Origin of the sequence: Niallia tiangongensis (assembly GCF_044704065.1) — a bacterium.
Classification (GTDB): Bacteria; Bacillota; Bacilli; order Bacillales; family Cytobacillaceae; genus Niallia; species Niallia tiangongensis.
In genome coordinates this window covers 2,682,641-2,700,289 of record NZ_CP162613.1, presented here as the reverse complement: position 1 = coordinate 2,700,289, position 17,649 = coordinate 2,682,641, and the positions used below count along the sequence as shown (strand labels likewise).

Sequence of the window (17,649 nt, the reverse complement as noted above, 5' to 3'; positions counted from 1 at the left end):
TGACTACTTAAATTTTAAATAATTTCACTATATTTTGTAGTTCATCGGCTAATTGCGCAAGCGCTAAAGAGGAAGCTGAAATTTCTTCCATTGAAGCAAGCTGTTGTTGCGTTGCGGCGGAAATATTCTGTGTCCTATTAGCAGATTCGATCGCAACATCACTTACTTCATAGATAGATGCATTTATTGTATCTGTGCCTTCGGTGAATTTAATTAATGCATTCGAAATCTCTTCAATTTGGGTAACAACATCATTAACGGCAACTTCGATTTTTTCAAAAGAGTTTCCAGCAATTTGTACAATATCTAATCCTGATTGAACTTCTTCGGAAGCTTTTTGCATGGTATCGATGGTCGTTTCCGTATCTTTTTGAATAATTTGGATTAGCTTAGCGATATTTTCTGTTGAAGAAGTAGATTCTTCTGCAAGCTTTCTTACCTCATCTGCGACGACTGCAAATCCTTTTCCATGTTCTCCAGCTCTTGCGGCTTCAATAGCAGCATTTAATGCCAGTAGGTTTGTTTGGGCAGATATATTGGTAATTACATCAGTAATTTGCCCAATTTCGGTTGAGCGTTGATTTAAATTACTTATTGCTTCTGATAGACTATTTACATTTAAATGAATAGAGTTCATTTGTTTATTTACTTGCTGAATCGCGTCATTCCCTTCTGTTGACATGTCAGAAGCACGTTTTACGTTTTCAGACATCTTTTCTGTATGGGATGCGATTAATTTTGTATGTTCTGAAATGGTAGTAATGACTTTATTACTTTCTTTTACTTTTGCTACTTGTGTGTCTGAGCCTGTTGCTAGCTCCTGGATTGTTAAGCTTATATGCTCACTTGCACGACTATTTTGTTCTGCGCTTGCACTAAGCTCCTCCGATGCAGAGGCAACCTGTTGAGCAGAATCTTGAACAGTACTAAATACAGACTGGAGCTTTTCTGTCATATGATTGAAGGAAGAAGTAAGTTCGCAGAAAGCAAGTTATCTACTTCTTCCCAAACAGATGTCAACTGTTCATTCAGTTCTTTATTTTTTGCTTGATCCGTAGTTAGTAATAGTTCTAGTGTATAAGCATCACTTGCTCTATTATTTACTCTTATTTGCATCATGTTTGTAATAGGAACTAGGCTTTTTTCGTACATTTCTTTAGTATTTTGAGCCATAATTTGAATGTAATTTAAACCTGTAAAACCGATTGTACCAAGTGCAATGATGCTTATTAAAATGATGACTAAAAGTTTTTTGGTGATAGTTAAATTCTTAAGCAACCTCAAGTAGATTTCTCCTTTATAATAGATTGTATATTTACACTTATGTAACGGCTCAGAAAAGTGAAATGTTGATTGTTAAAAGTTGGGATAGTAAGAATTATATACTTATACTCTAATTTACTTAAAATCTAAATCTTAGGTTATGTAGATTAAAAAAGTTTCATAAAGGATGAACGTTATGAATCAATCAAACACGAATTTAACAAGTAATTTAGTAGAACATCTTACATTTTTATTTGAGAAAAAACGGGATTTAGAAAAGGCAATTCCGATGGAAAAGTATTTGAAGAATAATTTCACGTTTTTAGGCATTAAAACACCCGAAAGAAGAGCGCTAATGAAGCAGTTTTTTTCAGAAACTACCCTTTTAAAATTGGATTATCAACAGTCTTTTGTTGAAAAATTTATGGAAAAAGGAAGAGCGGGAATATCAATATGCAGCACTAGACTATATTAACAAATCATTGTCACTATTAACGAAAGATCATCTTCCTTTCGTTGAAAAGCTGATTACTTCAAAATCTTCGTGGGATACGGTGGATAGCCTTGCTCCGAATGCTGTAGGACAGATAGCAAAAGTTTATCCTGAAGTGAAAGACGAGGTAATCGAGAACTGGGCATTGGGAGATCATTTATGGTTGCGTCGCTCTTCGATTTTATTCCAAATTAAGTATAAAGGAATGACGGAAGAATGCCGTTTGTATCGATATATTGTGCACAATGCAAGCAGTAGGGAATTCTTTATACAAAAGGGGATTGGATGGGCTTTAAGGGAATATTCGAAAACAAATCCTGAATCAGTTAGACAGTTTATTGAGGTACATGAACTACCAAGCTTGAGTGTCCGTGAAGGCAGTAAATATATTTAAATTCCATGCATCAATCTTTCGAAAAATAGTAAAATTTGCTATTGTATAAGGAAGAAAGCTTAAATTGCATTCTATTGTTTTTTCTTCCTTCTTTTGGGGAAACGTATAAAAAATGATTGGAAAAGGAGCGAATATAATGGCAATTAATAATCCAAGTCGAGAAGAAATTGGTGCTATTTTAAAAAAGGCAAAGAGAATTGCAGTAGTCGGTTTAAGTGATAACCCTTCTCGAACCTCTTACATGGTTTCAGAAGCAATGAAAAATGCAGGGTATGAAATCATTCCCGTTAATCCTACGGTAGATGAAGTGTTTGGCGTTAAAGCCGTTAAAAAATTAACAGATATTGAAGGACATATTGATATTGTCAATGTATTTAGAAGATCTGAGTATCTGCCAGAGGTTGCAGAAGCGTTTGAAAAAATAGATGCAGATGTTTTTTGGGCACAATTAGGACTAGTTCATGAAGAAACATTTGATCATCTAAAAGAAAAAGGCTACACAGTGATCATGGATCGCTGTATTAAAGTAGAACATGCAATGACGAAATAGGATATTTTATTCATAAAGATATGGATGAAAAGAGGCTGGGACATAAGCATTTCAACTAACAACAAACACGAACTATAATGTAATTAAATTACACTATAGTTCGTGTTTGTTTTTTAGAATAAGGTTTAAAAACGAAGTGAAATGGAGCGGAGGACGCTCGACTCCTGCGGGAAATAGAGGAAAGGCTGAGACCCCGCAGCGCAGTGAGGAGGCTCAGCTTCCTCCCCTGCGCATCGTGCGTCTGTAGCGCAATGGAACGACTTAGTTTTTACACTTAACTATATTAAAAAACATAGATAACCATCATGAGAAAGTAGCTATATTTAAGAGCTAAATTAAAGATTGTTCGTCTTTAAAGACTAGTTATTTAGTTTTGTCCCAGCCTCTTTTTTTCGTAACAACATGCAAAGAACACGCATTACAATCCTGTAATTTGATAGAATAAAACGCTGCCATTCGCTAAAAATGCCAACTGTTTTAATAAACTTATTCGTTTTTCCTAAGAATCTGTGTTAACATAATATAGATAAAAAGAGGGAAACCTCATAAAAAAATCCTTTTGATTTTGCGGTGATTGGTATAATATTGGTTTTGCCGGGAAAAAATCGAAAGATAAAATGGAAAAATGAACGTGAAAAATGAGATTATGTGCTACAATACGATGTAAGAACAATTGTTCTGTTTTGAAATTAGTATCAACAACTGTTTATAAAAAATTCAATAAATTTGAAAGTGAAAAAAGAAGGTTGGAAGAAAAGCCTTCTTTTAAAGTCGTCTAATAAAAAGTAGTTCTTCCATTAATTTTTTTTATTTAAGAGGATAATTCATTTTTTAGACGAATACATAAACAATTGTTCGACATGATACATAGAAAGATAATATGTCGGATTTGTAGAAGTGAAAGGGGTATGTCAGTGGCAAAGAATCAGCAAGCATTCGAATATAATGATGATGCCATTCAAGTGTTAGAAGGATTAGAAGCTGTAAGGAAGCGTCCTGGAATGTATATTGGGAGTACAGATTCTAGAGGTTTGCATCATCTTGTATATGAAATTGTAGATAACGCAGTCGATGAAGCACTGGCTGGATTTGGAGATACTATCATTGTAAAAATCCATCGGGACAATTCCATAAGTGTCAAGGATAGAGGACGTGGAATGCCAACTGGAATGCATAAGATTGGAAAGCCAACACCTGAAGTTATCTTTACCATTCTTCATGCTGGAGGAAAATTTGGACAAGGTGGCTATAAAACAAGTGGTGGCTTGCATGGTGTAGGTGCATCAGTTGTTAACGCGTTATCAGAATGGGTTGTTGTTAATATTAAGCGTGATGGTTTTGTTTATGAACAGCGTTTTGAAAACGGCGGTAAACCTGTTACCACACTAGAAAAAATCGGGAAAACAAATCAAACTGGAACAACGATTCACTTTAAGCCAGATCCAGCGATTTTTTCCACAACAACGTATAATTATGAAACGCTTTGTGAGCGGTTAAGAGAATCTGCCTTTTTATTAAAAGGGTTGCGAATTGAAATTATTGATGAAAGAAATAATGAGCAAAGTGATTTCCATTATGAAAATGGGATAGAAGCATTTGTAGAATATTTAAATGAAGAGAAGGATTCTCTTCACCCAGTTGTTAGCCTTGAGGGAGAGAGCAATGGAATTGAGGTGGAATATGCCTTTCAATTCAACGATGGATATTCAGAAAATGTATTGTCCTTTGTTAATAATGTCCGCACAAAAGATGGTGGTACCCATGAAGCTGGTGCGAAGACTGCGATGACTCGTATGTTTAATGAATATGCTCGTAAAGTCAGTCTCCTAAAAGAAAAAGATAAAAACCTAGATGGTTCGGATATTCGTGAAGGGCTATCTGCGATAATATCTGTGCGTGTACCAGAAGACTTACTACAATTCGAGGGACAAACAAAAGGGAAATTAGGTACAAGCGAAGCAAGGTCAGCTGTAGATGCTGTTGTATCGGAGCATTTAGCCTATTTCTTTGAAGAAAATCCAGAAGTTAGTTCGCTTTTGATTAAAAAGTCAATTAAAGCAGCCCAAGCAAGAGAAGCAGCTCGAAAAGCGAGAGAAGAAGCAAGAAGTGGCAAAAAGCGTAAGCGTGGAGAAGTCGTTCTTTCTGGTAAGCTCACACCTGCCCAATCAAAAAATCCACAGAAAAATGAACTTTATTTAGTGGAAGGGGATTCAGCCGGTGGATCTGCCAAGCAAGGAAGAGATCGTCGTTTCCAAGCAGTACTGCCTCTTCGCGGGAAAGTTATTAATACGGAAAAAGCAAAGCTTGCAGATATTTTTAAAAATGAAGAGATTAATACGATTATCCATGCTATCGGTGCAGGCGTTGGAGCGGACTTTAAGGTAGAGGATGCTAACTACGACAAAGTCATTATCATGACAGATGCTGATACCGATGGAGCACATATTCAAGTGCTTCTATTAACGTTTTTCTATCGCTATATGAAACCACTTGTAGAAGCTGGTAAAGTTTATATCGCTTTACCACCTCTTTACAAAGTAAGCAAAGGCTCTGGAAAAAAAGAAATTATCGAATATTCTTGGAGTGACGATGACCTACAAGATGCGATTAAAAAAGTCGGAAAAGGCTATATCTTGCAACGATATAAAGGTCTTGGTGAGATGAATGCGGATCAACTATGGGAAACAACAATGAATCCAGAAACGAGAACGTTAATCCGCGTGAAAATTGATGATCTTGCACGTGCTGAGCGTCGTGTAACGACATTAATGGGAGATAAAGTAGAACCACGCAGAAAATGGATTGAATCAAATGTTGCATTCGGATTAGAAGACGAAGGGAATATTCTAGAAAATGAAAATATTACGGTCGCAGAGGAGGGAAGTCCATCATGAGTTCATTAGAACAATTTCGTGATTTACCCTTAGAGGATGTTATCGGTGACCGTTTTGGACGATATAGTAAATACATCATTCAAGAGCGTGCACTTCCTGATGCAAGGGATGGGTTAAAGCCTGTTCAGCGCCGTATCCTTTATGCCATGCATGTAGAAGGTAATACACATGATAAACATTTCCGAAAATCAGCTAAAACAGTTGGTAACGTAATCGGTAATTATCATCCACATGGAGATTCTTCTGTCTATGAAGCGATGGTGCGCATGAGTCAGGAGTGGAAGGTTCGAAATGTATTAATTGAGATGCATGGAAATAATGGTAGTATTGACGGTGATCCACCAGCAGCAATGCGTTATACAGAGGCGAGGCTATCCACTATTTCTGCTGAATTACTACGTGATATTGAAAAAAGAACCGTTGATTTCATTCCAAACTTTGATGATACATCCAACGAACCAACTGTTCTGCCAGCAAAATTCCCGAACCTTCTAGTGAATGGTTCAACAGGTATCTCAGCTGGATATGCAACAGATATTCCTCCCCATCATTTAGGGGAAGTTATCGATGGTGTAATTGAGCGAATGGATTCGCCAAATTGTACGGTTGAAGACATCATGAAGCATATTAAAGGACCGGATTTCCCAACAGGCGGTATTATCCAAGGGGTAGAAGGCATTAAAAAAGCGTATGAAACAGGAAAAGGGAAAATCATTGTTCGCGGGAAAACGGAAATTGAAACATTACGAGGCGGCAAACAGCAAATCGTTATTACGGAAGTTCCATATGAGTTAAATAAGAGTAATCTCGTTAAAAAAATTGATGAATTGCGATTAGACCGAAAAGTAGAAGGAATAGCCGAGGTTAGAGATGAAACAGATCGAACAGGCTTACGTATTGTTATTGAGCTGAAGAAAGAAGTAGATGCAAACGGGATTTTAAATTACTTATTTAAAAACACGGATCTGCAGATTACTTATAGCTTTAATATGGTTGCCATTCATAATAAACGTCCGAAGCTAATGGGCATTATTGCTTTACTTGATGCCTATATCGATCATCAAAAAGACACCATTAAACGTCGGACTGAATTTGACCTGCAAAAAGCAAAGGATCGAGAGCATATTGTAGACGGTTTAATTAAAGCACTTTCCATATTGGATGAGGTAATTGCAACAATTCGTGCGTCTAAAGATAAACGAGATGCGAAAAATAACTTAATCGCTGCTTTTCAATTCACGGAGCCACAAGCAGAAGCTATCGTTTCGTTACAGTTATATCGCTTAACGAATACAGATATAACAGCATTAGAAGCAGAGGCTTCGGAGTTAGCTGAAAAAATTGAAGAGTGGACAGCAATCCTTGCAAATGAGAAGAAATTGCTTTCTGTTATCAAAAAAGAATTAAAAGACGTAAAAAAACGCTTTATTAGTGAAAGACGTACATTGATTCAGGATGAAATTGAAGAAATCAAAATTAATCTTGAAGTTTTAGTGGCAAGTGAAGATGTGATTGTAACTGTCACAAAGGATGGGTATATTAAACGTACAAGTCAACGTTCTTACGCAGCAAGCAATGGCCAAGATTTCGGAATGAAGGATACTGATAGAATTCTTTCTAAAATCGATGTAAACACCACAGAAGTAGTATTATTATTCACGGATAAAGGGAACTATTTATATTTGCCTGTTCATGAATTACCGGATATACGCTGGAAGGATTTAGGTCAGCATATTTCAAATATTATTCCAATTGACCGAGATGAATCGATTATAAATGCTATGCCAATTAAGGACTTTGAACAATCTCAATATCTGCTTTTCTTTACGAAAAATGGAATGGCAAAGAAAACAGAATTGATTAATTATAAAGCACAACGCTATTCAAAACCATTAGTAGCAATTAATCTTAAAGGTGATGATAAAGTAGTAGATATCCACCTTACAAATGGCAAACAAGAAGTGTTAATTGCCACACATATAGGTTATTCTTTACGATTCCATGAAGAAGAAATCAATATAGTTGGTGCAAGAGCGGCTGGTGTCAAAGGCATTAATTTAAAAGATAACGATTATGTTGTAGCTGGAAAAGTAATTACGAATCCGCAAGCGGAAAGTATCGTTATCATTACACAGCGTGGTTCTATCAAGAAAATGAAGCTTTCTGAATTTGAATTCTCTGGAAGAGCAAAACGAGGGTTAATTATGCTTCGCGAATTAAAAGCGAACCCGCATCGAATTGTTGGTATGGCTGTTGTGGAAGCACAGGATTCAGTTTACATACAAACAGAAAAAGGGGAGATAGAATCTGTGAAAGTTGCAGAGCTCCGCTTTAACGATCGCTATTCGAATGGCTCCTTTGTTATCGATGAAACAGAGGCAGGCAAGATTGTAGAATTATGGGAAGAAAAATTAAGCAATGACTTAGCATAACTAGTATTAATTTAAGAGATTCTCGATTTGCAAAGTGTCTTTGCAAATCGAGAATCTTTTTTATTGAGAGTCTATGCTTTGATTTGTAGAGAAAGCTCGTATTTTAGAGCGGTAGCGATTATGAGATATATGGTAAGTGAATGAAAGCCACAATTTGTAGAAAATCGAAAAAAAAGGAGTTCATCAAGCGAATGATAACCATTTTTGATAAGAGGGAAAGAAAAATAGCGTTCATCAGGTGAATGAAAACCATTTTTACTAAGAATATCAGGAAAAAGGGAGTTCATTCCTCCTTCACCAAAAGCCACTATACCTTATACATCCTCTAAATAACAAATATCCCCGATATTTATAAATTTCTTTTCCTTACTTACATGATTTTTCCAAAAAGGGACATGCTAACATTATTATGATGTAAGGAGGTTTTAGCATGAGAAGGGAATTACTTGTTGCTTTAAGTGCTTTCTTTTTAATGACTTTAACTGCTATTACTGGTGTATATGCAATGGAGAAGGATGAGAAAACAAACAAATTAATCATGGAACAAAAAACGGATATTACAAATGATGGGCAAGAAGAAATGATTCAATTAAAGGGAGATGCTTCCGATCAACCTGAAAATAGTAATTTCTTTAAGGAATTATTTCTTGATGTTTCTATTCAAAAAGATAAGACTGCTACTTTAGCGGTTGAAGGTGGCTTTGATCCTAAATTACATATTATGGATATTAATGATGATCACCATAAAGAATTAATGCTTACTGTTTCTGCAAATGAGAGAGGATCTGAAAAAAATTTTTATTTCTTTCAACTGCAGGAAAGTAAATTACTAGAATTACAAAAACCAGAGTTAGCATCAGTTGAAAGTCAGTTTAAGGATGCATATAAAGCAGAATTAAAAATAAATAAAGAAAAAACATATATCTTTGATTTATATGATCGCAGACAGCATTATGAAAAACTGGGGCTTTATCATAAAGGAAGATTAAATGAACCAACAGAATTAATTCTCTCCCCTTTTTCCGAGATAAAGATAACCAGATTAAATAATCAAACTGCTCTTAAGGGAAAACAAAAGATAAGTGGATTAGCTACAGTGGATACTATTGCTTACTTAGAAACTTGGTGGACCTGGAATAAGCAAGAATGGGTTCTGCAAAAAGTAAAAGTGAAGGAAATTAGCTATAAAAGAAGCTAAAGATTATCAAAAAAGAAAAAGATCCTTCATTTTAAAGGAAAATAAGTAGTATAATGAGAGTACTTATTTTTTTAGAAGGGATCGAAATCATGTCATTACTATTCTTATGTATAACCGCTATACTTGGAGGATGGGTGTTTCAAGTATGCCAACTTCCCCTTTCTTGGCTACTTGGCCCCATGTTCGGTACAATTCTGTATGTTCGTGTTGCAAAATATTCTCCGAAATTACCTTTCTCTTTTCGAGATATCGGACTCCTTGTCATTGGATACCTCATCGGTAAGCAATTCACCAAACAGACATTAGTAGAAATGGGGAGCCACTTGCCCTCGATGCTCTTAATGACTGTTATCATGATTGCTTTTAGTCTAATTCTTGCATTTATCACTTCGAAATTAACACATAGTAATTTAAAATCAACTGTTGCAGGCAGCATTCCAGGTGGTCTATCTCAAATGATTGCCATCAGTTCTGAAATTAAAGGAATTGATCTTACAGTTGTTACGGTTATACAAATAAGCCGTATCTTATCAGTCATCATTCTCGTCCCACTCCTTGTTTATAGTCCGATTCTATATGGAAATCAAGCAACGGCAACGGTAACTACTACTGTTGGCAGTGCAAGCTATCATTGGATGATTTTTCTGCTCCTCTTCTGTTGCTATCTTATCGCAAGCTTAGTGAAAAAGTGGAAGTTTCCAGCACCGTTTATGATTGGTCCGATGCTCCTTATTGCGACCATATCTATTGCTGGCATATCCATCCCAGCAATTCCGACTACTTTAACCTGTGTTGCGCAAACATTAATAGGCATTCATCTTGGGTTGCAAATTAAATTCGGAAATATCGAAAATAAGGCAAAGTTTTTAAGTGTTGTAACTGTAACTTCCTCATTACTCGTTCTTTTTTCTTTATTACTTGGTTATATTTTAATAAGCTTAGACACTGATATTTCCTTATTGACTGCATTTATTGGGTTAGCACCAGGTGGAATGGCAGAAATGGCAGTACTGGGACAATCTGTTCAGGCCAACTTGCCGATTATCACCACCTATCAGTTATTTCGCTTATTATTTATCTTGTTTTGTGTGCCAATTATTATGAAATGGGGATTTCAACGCGTGGAAAAACGATTAGAGGAACGAAAAGGGTAATTTGAAGAAGCGTTATTTTCTTTTGTATATCAAACAATTTGTTAGGGAAATGAGTCTGCAAATTATATATATAAATCAAGTTATTAATGGTTATATTCCTATTTTATTGAAAGAAACAGCTACTATTATGTGTAAATGTCTCATGAGGAGTGAAGGGGAATGGAGATAAGAAAAGCAACTTCAAATGATGTAAAAGAATTAGCTGTATTAATGGAACAACTTGGTTATCAAACTTCCGTAGAGTAAATGCGGATTCGATTAAATGCTATTGAAGTAAGTCCCAATCATAATACTTTAGTGACTTGCTATGAGAAGAAGGTGGTTGGAATGAGCGGATTTCATATAGATGTTCTATATAATAAAGATGGTATTTATGCTAGAATCATTGCCTTTGTAGTAGACTCTAACTATAGAAACAGAGGGATTGGAACCCTTTTATTGAACGAAGTGGAAAGTACTGTAAAGAATATCGGTGTCGATGGAATCGGTTTAATTAGCGGAAATTGTCCAGAACGAGCAAATGCACACCAATTTTATAAAAAAATGGGGTATAAAGCTGTAAGCACAGGATTTTCAAAGTCTTTGAGATAAGGACTTTACCTTGTTTAATATTTGCAATATTTAAAGTTATTATTTTTCTAAATAAAACAATAGATTATGGCATTTGAAGAAAATAGAATACTAGTAGTGGTTTTGGGAAGTTAGTATCCTATTATTCTATCAAGGAGCATGTTTATGATAATAAAAAAACCGATACGCGGGATATTTTTTGACCTTGGCTGGACAATTTTCCGTCCTTATACTGGAGATTGGAAAATAACTGCAAAAGCTTTAGAATTTATTAATTTAGAATTAATTCATACGATACCAAAGGAAAGACTTCATACAGTATTTATAAAAGCAAATGAATGCTTAAAAACAGAAGTATACAAGAAGGAAGTAGAGGAACTTGAAAGATATATAAATTTTTATAAAACATTTGGTAAAATGCTGCCTGAAATTAAATTATCTGATCAACAAGCAGAAATAATTGCTTATGATAGAGTATATAACGATTCCAATTATGTTTTTTATGACGATGCAAAAAAGACAATTCAAGGATTGAAAAAAAAGTATAAAATTGGAGTTATATCAGATTCAGATCCATCTATTGTGAGAGTCTTAAAAAACGCAGGTTTATATGATTATTTTGATCAACTGACATTTAATTTTGAACTTGGCGTAAACAAACCAAGTTCATTGATATTTGAGAATGCACTTCAAGGAATGAATCTACCCGCAAAAGAAACCTTATTTATTGATGATTATGAAAAAAACTTGGATAGTGCTGCAAATCTTGGGATACAGTCGATATTAATTCTTTCAAAACCAAACTTCCAAGAAAGTTCAAGATATCCTAGTGTCAATAAGTTATCCGACTTATTGTTATTATTATAAAATCATAGCAATATATATTTCCCTTTTCCATAATTAATTCAAACTGAGCAAGGATACTATTTTATTTTAAAAGAATAAGACGAATCAATTCAATTGGTATAAAATAGGATAGAAACATGTAGCTTGAATATTCTTATAGTAAGGTGGTGAATAAATGTCACTTTTAATATGCTTCGGAGATAGTATAACTGCAGGAGTGGAAAATAGAAACGAAGCCGTTTTGACAGCAAAGTTAGCAGATAAAATCGATTACTATGAAATAATCAACGCAGGAGTGAATGGGAATACCACCATCAATGCATTAAAAAGAATACAAGAAGATGTGATTAATAAACAACCTGATTTGGTAACGGTTTTATTCGGCGCAAATGATGCAGCCTTTCATAAGATGATTGAATTACCCATCTATCAAAACAATATAAGAAGAATTGTCCAATTAATTGGTCCAGATAAGACTATTCTTATCAGTCCAGCTCCAATTGATGAGACGGTGCAGTTTGCTAGAACAAATGAGATTTTAGCGAGTTATGCAAATGCGGTTAAAGATGTTGCCACGGAGACAGGAGCATACTTTATTGATTTTTATTCTGAAATGCTTTCTTTGAAAGATTATCAGAATAAATTAAAAGGCATACATAATGATGGACTTCATTTCGGTGAAGAAGGTTATGATATTTTAGTAGATTTGATTGTTAAAAAATTACGAGAAATTTGGTAGGTGGAATATGGCATATAAAGGTTCCTCTGTATACGATAATGCACAATTTTTTGAAAATTATCGAGCTAGAAGAAATCGTGATTCAAGTCCAAATAATAGGATAGAAAGGCCGATTTTCTTTGAACTATTAGGGGAAATCAAAGGGAAGTCAATTCTGGATTTAGGATGTGGAGATGCAAACTTTGGGCTCGAGCTTTTAGGAAAAGGTGCAGAAAGCTATATTGGAGTGGAAGGTTCCAAGAGAATGTTTGACGAAGCTTCCCAGCATGTAAATGGAACAACTGCTTCGGTTTATCATTCTAACCTGGAAGATTGGAATTTTACTAATAGTAAGATCGATATGGTTGTTTCACGTTTAGTATTTCACTATATTAAAGATTTACAAACAATTTTTCAAGGTGTATATGATCAGTTAAAGGATGATGGGAAATTCGTGTTTAGTGTTCAACACCCACTATTGCTTTCTACACTTGAGAGTGCCGCTTCCTCGGAAAAAAGAACAAATTGGATCGTGGATGATTATTTTTCAATGGGGGAAAGAACAGAGCCTTGGATAGGCAAGGATGTAGTGAAATATCATCGGACAATCGAAGAGTATTTTCGGCTATTAAAAGAAGTAGGCTTTAAAGTAACCGATTTACGGGAAGGAATGCCAAAACAAGAGAACTTTCAGCAGGAAGAAGAGTTTGAAAGACGTATGAGAATTCCACTTTTTTTGATTTTATCCTGTGAAAAATAAAAAGAAAGAAAGGATGTTTGAAATGGAAAAGGAATTAAGACTATATTTTATTAGACATGGGGAGACCCAATATAATATTGAGAAGCGGATGCAAGGATTTTGTGATTCCCCATTAACGGAAAATGGGGTTCTGCAAGCGAAATCTGTTGGTGCTGGTTTAGTAGATATTCCCTTTGTCGCTGCTTATGCGAGTGATAGTCAGCGAGTTTTAGATACTGCAAAATTTTCCTTAGGCACTCGAAATATCCAATTAACAAAAGATACACGATTAAAGGAAATGAATTTTGGTATGTTTGAAGCGATGCTACAGGCAGACATTATTGCGGAGCATGGAGATATTCTTGATAGACTCTTTTCCTTTAAAGATGTGGAAAGTAAAGTGCAGGATGGAGAATCTTTTACTGAATTATTAAATCGAACAAACGCTGCTGTTGCTGATATCATAGCTGCACATAAAGATACTGGCGGAAATATTGCAGTCTTTTCCCATGGTGTCACTATTGGCTTTTTGATGAAATCTCTTTTAAATAGTGAAGGATTTCCTCATCATGACAATTGCTGTGTATCTGTTCTACTTGTGAATGGTGGTGAAATAATGGTAGAAAAAGTAGCAGATGCGTCTTACCGAGATAATGGAAAATTATCTTTAAGCATAGAAAACTAATAAGAAGAGAGTAATGATATGAGCTCTTATCCATTAATATTCGATTATAAAGAAAACATCCGATATAAAAAGACTTTTATAGAATTAGCTAAACAAGTTTTTCAAATCGACTTTTCAAAATGGGATCAACTCGGTTGCTGGAGTAATGACTATATTTGTTATTCTTTTTTAGATGGTGACAAAGTGATAGCCAATGTTTCGATTAATAAAATGGATATCATCTTTCATAAAAAAGCGTATAAAGCGCTTCAGCTTGGTACTGTCATGACACATCCAGACTACCGAAATAGAGGGTTATCTGCTAAATTAATCAATCATATTATTTCGAAATATGAACACCAGTATAATTTTATCTATTTATTTGCGAATACATCCGTTCTTGATTTTTATCCGAAATTTGGATTTGACAGGATGCAGGAAAGTAGCTTTTATATGGACTTGTCTGCTGATTTCCATGTAAAAGGTGAAAATCCCTCTAATATTCGAAAGTTAGAGGTAAATAACAGCGAGGACTTTTCTCTAATGAAAAGACTTGCTGAAAATCGAATTCCAGTTTCGACTATTTGTGGAATAAAACAGAATAACCATTTGCTCTTCTTTTATTTAATCGAAATATTTAATGAAAGGACTTATTATTTTGAGAAAGAAGATGTGATTGTTATATATGAAGAAATAGAGTATGAACTACATGTATATGATGTGATTAGCACATATAAAGTAGACATAGAAGTTCTTCTGCCGTCCCTTTCTACGGATGAGATGAATAAAGTGGTATTTCATTTTATACCAGATGTGTTAAAAAACAAAAGAAATTGTAAATTTGCTGAGAGTACAGATGTTTTATTTATTCGACATGCAAGAAAGAGTGAAATCCTTCAACCAATCCTTTTTCCAATTACTTCTCATGCATAATAATTGGGCTACTATATTGAGGTGTTGAACGTGAAAGCTGCTCCAACTAAAATTCATATTATCGGTTCCGTTGGCAGTGGAAAGACAACATTAGCGAAGGAATTATCAATTAAACTACAACTACCGTATTATGAACTCGACAATGTCGTTTGGTTACGAAAGGATAATGGGGATATCAGAAGAAGCGAAAAGGAGCGAGAGAAGTTTTTATATGCGATTGTACAAACGGATAAATGGATAATCGAAGGAGTACATAGTGAAGATTGGGTAAGTAGTAGTTATCTAGAAGCAGATATAATTATATTTTTGGATACTAACTATTTTATTCGAACCCTTCGCATTATAAAAAGATTTATCAAGCAAAAGGTAGGTCTTGAAAAAGCACATTATCAGCCTACCTTTAAGATTTTCTTTAAAATGTTTCAATGGAATAAACACTTTGAAGAGGTAGGCAAACCTAATTTTTTTAAAAAATATCAAAAGTACCAGGAAAAAGTTTTCATGGTTAAAGATATAAAGGTTGTTCATCAGAAATTGTTTCGAAACGGTTATTGAAGCTTTCAGGGAGACAATAGGTTTATTATCCATTTTTATCATAGGGGGAATGGAAAATGGCTAAATGCTGCTTTATATTTGAGGAAGAAAATTATGGAATATAAATGGGTAGGTAGTGACAAGCATTTTGTTGATGAAATTAACATTCTTCAGCTGAAAAATAATCTAGTACTAGGCCGATTCGGAGGGAATTCTTCTGAAGGTCAATATAAAAATGAAGACGGTTGCTTAATCTGGATAAATGAACAAGAGGATTGGGAACTAGCGACCCTTTTAGATGCGCATGATACAGCACAAAGCGCAGATTTAGTTATAAAAAGTTTAGATGAAAAAAAAGAGGAGATAAAAACAATTTTACAATTACCGTTAAATAATGTATTCCCACAAATTACTTCCTTTTTCTTGAACTATTTCGCAAGCAAAGAATTTCTAGAGCAATGCAAAATGATTCAAGGAGAAACTGCATGCTTAATCGTTGTACGAAAAGAAAACTATTTATGGTGGTTATCGATTGGCGACTGTATACTCGCATTAAATCATCCAGAGCTTTCAAGATTAGGAGAATACCAGCAAAATCATCGAAGCTTCTATGAATGGATCGGTCAAAATAGTACCTTCCATCAAGAAGTACCCTCTTATAATCTAGGTGTGAAAGAATTAAGACAGGGAAAAACACATATCTTCCTCACCACAGATGGACTAACCGAATGCCCCAATACGGATTATCATAGGATGGAATCTATTTTTCATGGATTTGAAACGTTAACTAATCAAGAGAGCGTCTATTATTTGTTAAAAGATATAAAAAATAAAAATGTTCGTGATAGCACAACTATTCTATCTTGGTTTGTTCGAAATAACAAAGAAGTTACAACGCCAAGTGATTTTTAGAAATGAGATAGTAATGTTAATCCCTTCTAAAACCGAATTAGTAAGAATCATACATCTTATTTCTATAAATAAGATGTATTTTATTTTAATTATGTTATACTTATTATAGATAATTGTTAAATAGTATAACACAATTAAAAAGGAGCGGATTATATGACAATATCAGTTGCAATTAATGGCTTTGGGAGAATCGGAAGAATGGTACTTAGGAATGCTATTAATGAGCAAAATATACATATTACTGCTATTAATGCCAGTTATCCTTCTGAAACGATAGCACATTTAATAAAGTATGACACAATTCACGGGAAATTTCCTGGTAAAGTTGTGGCTAAGGGTCAATCGATTCTTATAGATGGTCAAGAGATTCTATTAGTGAATAACCGCAATCCGGAAAAATTACCGTGGAGTGAACTTGATATAGATATCGTGGTAGAAGCTACTGGGAAATTTAATAATAGAGACAAAGCAGCATTACATTTAAGAGCCGGCGCGAAAAAAGTAGTACTTACCGCTCCTGGCGTAAATGCTGATGCAACCATCGTAATGGGTGTGAATGATGATGTATTAAATATGGATAAGCATCATATTATTTCGAACGCATCATGTACAACCAATTGCCTAGGACCTGTTGCTAAGGTTATAGATGAACATTTTACGATAAAGAATGGATTAATGACAACCATTCACTCCTATACAAATGATCAAAACAATATAGATAATCCACATAATGATTTACGTCGGGCAAGATCTTGTGGGCAAAATATTATTCCAACTTCGACTGGTGCTGCTAAGGCTTTAAAACAAATTCTTCCACACTTAGAAGGAAAACTCCATGGAATGGCGTTAAGAGTGCCAACACAGAATGTTTCTTTAGTGGATTTAGTCGTTGATCTAGAAAAAAATGTAACGAGTGAAGCCGTTAATCAAGCCTTTAAGGAGGCTTCACAGGGAAAACTAAAAGGTATTCTTGGTATTACAGATGAACCCTTAGTTTCAGTTGACTTTAATACAACGACCCAATCCGCAACCATTGATGCTTTATCTACAATGGTCATCGGACAGAATAAAGTGAAAATACTGGCATGGTATGACAATGAATGGGGATATTCAAATCGAGTGGTTGATTTGGTAAAACTTGTCGGCAGTAAAATGCGTGTGAAAATAGATAGTCAAGCTGTTTAAAAGAAAGCTAGTATAATAATAAAGGGATAGATGTAGAAAGGTAATTTACCTAACTGTATCTATCCTTTTTATCGTATTTTCATGATAATTCTTCCTCATAAATGAGAATATGACGCATATTTATATTTAGGAATGAAAGGAGGACGGTGTTCATTTAAATAGATAAGAGG

At 34.7% G+C, this 17,649-nt stretch carries 18 protein-coding genes; 16 read left to right on the top strand and 2 right to left on the bottom strand.

The annotated features are described in order from the left end of the window. Positions 1-7: 7 nt before the first annotated feature. Positions 8-955 (bottom strand): methyl-accepting chemotaxis protein, encoded by a 948-nt coding sequence (locus AB3U99_RS12895; protein WP_400241538.1) that lies wholly within the window; start codon positions 953-955, stop codon positions 8-10. Further along, on the bottom strand, positions 952-1,284 hold the full coding sequence (locus tag AB3U99_RS12890) for an MCP four helix bundle domain-containing protein (RefSeq protein WP_400241536.1): 333 nt from the start codon (positions 1,282-1,284) through the stop codon (positions 952-954). The genes AB3U99_RS12895 and AB3U99_RS12890 overlap by 4 nt, the downstream gene beginning before the upstream one ends. Positions 1,285-1,459: 175 nt before the next feature. Here AB3U99_RS12890 and AB3U99_RS12885 point away from each other — a divergent pair, with 175 nt between their 5' ends. The 16 genes from AB3U99_RS12885 to AB3U99_RS12810 all read left to right on the top strand — a co-directional run bounded on the left by AB3U99_RS12885 (position 1,460) and on the right by AB3U99_RS12810 (position 17,479). Further along, positions 1,460-1,738, top strand: a complete 279-nt coding sequence (locus AB3U99_RS12885; protein ID WP_400241535.1) for a DNA alkylation repair protein — start codon at positions 1,460-1,462, stop codon at positions 1,736-1,738. After that, a complete protein-coding gene (locus tag AB3U99_RS12880; RefSeq protein ID WP_400241533.1) occupies positions 1,677-2,150 on the top strand; it encodes a DNA alkylation repair protein in 474 nt (157 codons plus the stop codon). Before AB3U99_RS12885 ends, AB3U99_RS12880 begins: the two co-directional genes overlap by 62 nt. A 136-nt stretch (positions 2,151-2,286) precedes the next feature. Continuing rightward, positions 2,287-2,700: a CoA-binding protein gene (locus tag AB3U99_RS12875; RefSeq protein WP_400241532.1), complete on the top strand. Its 414-nt coding sequence runs from the start codon at positions 2,287-2,289 to the stop codon at positions 2,698-2,700. A 914-nt stretch (positions 2,701-3,614) separates the two neighbouring features. Continuing rightward, entirely contained in the window at positions 3,615-5,594 is a 1,980-nt protein-coding gene (gene parE, locus AB3U99_RS12870; RefSeq protein ID WP_400241530.1) for a DNA topoisomerase IV subunit B, read from the top strand. Beyond that, positions 5,591-8,026: a DNA topoisomerase IV subunit A gene (gene parC / locus AB3U99_RS12865; RefSeq protein ID WP_400241528.1), complete on the top strand. Its 2,436-nt coding sequence runs from the start codon at positions 5,591-5,593 to the stop codon at positions 8,024-8,026. Before parE ends, parC begins: the two co-directional genes overlap by 4 nt. 430 nt (positions 8,027-8,456) lie before the next feature. Continuing rightward, positions 8,457-9,224 (top strand): hypothetical protein, encoded by a 768-nt coding sequence (locus AB3U99_RS12860; RefSeq protein ID WP_400241527.1) that lies wholly within the window; start codon positions 8,457-8,459, stop codon positions 9,222-9,224. Between the two features lie 89 nt (positions 9,225-9,313). Next, on the top strand, positions 9,314-10,378 hold the full coding sequence (locus tag AB3U99_RS12855) for an AbrB family transcriptional regulator (protein WP_400241526.1): 1,065 nt from the start codon (positions 9,314-9,316) through the stop codon (positions 10,376-10,378). 246 nt (positions 10,379-10,624) lie between these two features. Continuing rightward, positions 10,625-10,969 (top strand): GNAT family N-acetyltransferase, encoded by a 345-nt coding sequence (locus AB3U99_RS12850; protein WP_400241525.1) that lies wholly within the window; start codon positions 10,625-10,627, stop codon positions 10,967-10,969. Between the two features lie 144 nt (positions 10,970-11,113). After that, entirely contained in the window at positions 11,114-11,815 is a 702-nt protein-coding gene (locus tag AB3U99_RS12845; RefSeq protein WP_400241524.1) for an HAD family hydrolase, read from the top strand. Between the two features lie 154 nt (positions 11,816-11,969). Continuing rightward, a complete protein-coding gene (locus AB3U99_RS12840; RefSeq protein WP_400241523.1) occupies positions 11,970-12,533 on the top strand; it encodes an SGNH/GDSL hydrolase family protein in 564 nt (187 codons plus the stop codon). A 7-nt stretch (positions 12,534-12,540) separates the two neighbouring features. Next, complete coding sequence (locus tag AB3U99_RS12835) at positions 12,541-13,272, top strand: class I SAM-dependent DNA methyltransferase (RefSeq protein ID WP_400241522.1); 732 nt, start codon at positions 12,541-12,543, stop codon at positions 13,270-13,272. A gap of 22 nt (positions 13,273-13,294) precedes the next feature. Continuing rightward, positions 13,295-13,936 (top strand): histidine phosphatase family protein, encoded by a 642-nt coding sequence (locus AB3U99_RS12830; protein ID WP_400241521.1) that lies wholly within the window; start codon positions 13,295-13,297, stop codon positions 13,934-13,936. A gap of 18 nt (positions 13,937-13,954) precedes the next feature. Then, a complete protein-coding gene (locus AB3U99_RS12825; protein WP_400241519.1) occupies positions 13,955-14,848 on the top strand; it encodes a GNAT family N-acetyltransferase in 894 nt (297 codons plus the stop codon). Between the two features lie 30 nt (positions 14,849-14,878). After that, positions 14,879-15,403: a DNA topology modulation protein FlaR gene (locus tag AB3U99_RS12820; RefSeq protein ID WP_400241518.1), complete on the top strand. Its 525-nt coding sequence runs from the start codon at positions 14,879-14,881 to the stop codon at positions 15,401-15,403. 93 nt (positions 15,404-15,496) lie between these two features. After that, on the top strand, positions 15,497-16,294 hold the full coding sequence (locus tag AB3U99_RS12815; protein WP_400241516.1) for a protein phosphatase 2C domain-containing protein: 798 nt from the start codon (positions 15,497-15,499) through the stop codon (positions 16,292-16,294). A 153-nt stretch (positions 16,295-16,447) separates the two neighbouring features. Next, positions 16,448-17,479 (top strand): glyceraldehyde-3-phosphate dehydrogenase, encoded by a 1,032-nt coding sequence (locus tag AB3U99_RS12810; RefSeq protein WP_400241515.1) that lies wholly within the window; start codon positions 16,448-16,450, stop codon positions 17,477-17,479. Positions 17,480-17,649 lie beyond the last annotated feature (170 nt).

Bases quoted from the DNA above. Each gene is read 5' to 3' on its own strand.
- AB3U99_RS12855 (WP_400241526.1), top strand. From the start codon at position 9,314: ATGTCATTACTATTCTTATGTATAACCGCTATACTTGGAGGATGGGTG.
- AB3U99_RS12835 (WP_400241522.1), top strand. From the start codon at position 12,541: ATGGCATATAAAGGTTCCTCTGTATACGATAATGCACAATTTTTTGAA.
- AB3U99_RS12850 (WP_400241525.1), top strand. From the start codon at position 10,625: ATGCGGATTCGATTAAATGCTATTGAAGTAAGTCCCAATCATAATACT.
- AB3U99_RS12860 (WP_400241527.1), top strand. From the start codon at position 8,457: ATGAGAAGGGAATTACTTGTTGCTTTAAGTGCTTTCTTTTTAATGACT.
- AB3U99_RS12815 (WP_400241516.1), top strand. From the start codon at position 15,497: ATGGAATATAAATGGGTAGGTAGTGACAAGCATTTTGTTGATGAAATT.
- AB3U99_RS12895 (WP_400241538.1), bottom strand. From the start codon at position 955: ATGACAGAAAAGCTCCAGTCTGTATTTAGTACTGTTCAAGATTCTGCT.
- AB3U99_RS12885 (WP_400241535.1), top strand. From the start codon at position 1,460: ATGAATCAATCAAACACGAATTTAACAAGTAATTTAGTAGAACATCTT.
- AB3U99_RS12845 (WP_400241524.1), top strand. From the start codon at position 11,114: ATGATAATAAAAAAACCGATACGCGGGATATTTTTTGACCTTGGCTGG.
- AB3U99_RS12810 (WP_400241515.1), top strand. From the start codon at position 16,448: ATGACAATATCAGTTGCAATTAATGGCTTTGGGAGAATCGGAAGAATG.
- AB3U99_RS12875 (WP_400241532.1), top strand. From the start codon at position 2,287: ATGGCAATTAATAATCCAAGTCGAGAAGAAATTGGTGCTATTTTAAAA.
- AB3U99_RS12840 (WP_400241523.1), top strand. From the start codon at position 11,970: ATGTCACTTTTAATATGCTTCGGAGATAGTATAACTGCAGGAGTGGAA.
- AB3U99_RS12830 (WP_400241521.1), top strand. From the start codon at position 13,295: ATGGAAAAGGAATTAAGACTATATTTTATTAGACATGGGGAGACCCAA.
- AB3U99_RS12825 (WP_400241519.1), top strand. From the start codon at position 13,955: ATGAGCTCTTATCCATTAATATTCGATTATAAAGAAAACATCCGATAT.
- parC (WP_400241528.1), top strand. From the start codon at position 5,591: ATGAGTTCATTAGAACAATTTCGTGATTTACCCTTAGAGGATGTTATC.